Source organism: Segatella copri (assembly GCF_003465495.1).
Classification (GTDB): Bacteria; Bacteroidota; Bacteroidia; order Bacteroidales; family Bacteroidaceae; genus Prevotella; species Prevotella copri_G.
Genome location: NZ_QSAV01000135.1, coordinates 313 through 671, shown reverse-complemented (window position 1 = coordinate 671; position 359 = coordinate 313). Strand labels below are relative to the sequence as shown.

1 pseudogene is annotated in these 359 nt (G+C 49.9%); it reads right to left on the bottom strand.

Annotated features, from left to right (window positions below):
- A pseudogene (locus tag DWV53_RS15435) lies at window positions 1–359 on the bottom strand (site-specific integrase); the annotation flags it as partial.

Genomic DNA, 359 nt, shown 5'->3' with positions numbered 1-359 from the left:
CGGTAAGCTCATTCATGGACATATCGCTGCGCTTGTACTGATACTTGATGAACTCGGCAACGTACTTTCTCACCACAAGATACTTGTTGTAAGTGTTCTTGGCTCTGTCCTTGCCTACACGCTTGGCAAAGGCTGCGTTCTCCTTGTCGAAAGCTCTGAGCAAGGTCTCGTATTCGGTGCCTATGCCTTGATAGGCGTTTCTCACCATTTCAGCGGTAACGAACGCCTCACGGTCGGAAAGTCGTTGGTAATGCTTGGCGATTTGAGCCTTGATGTTGTCGAGCGCAAAATTCACCTCCTTGGCTTCCTTACTCTTGCCTATGGCTCTGTTGCCCTTGGCATCCCAGATAGCCTTGGTA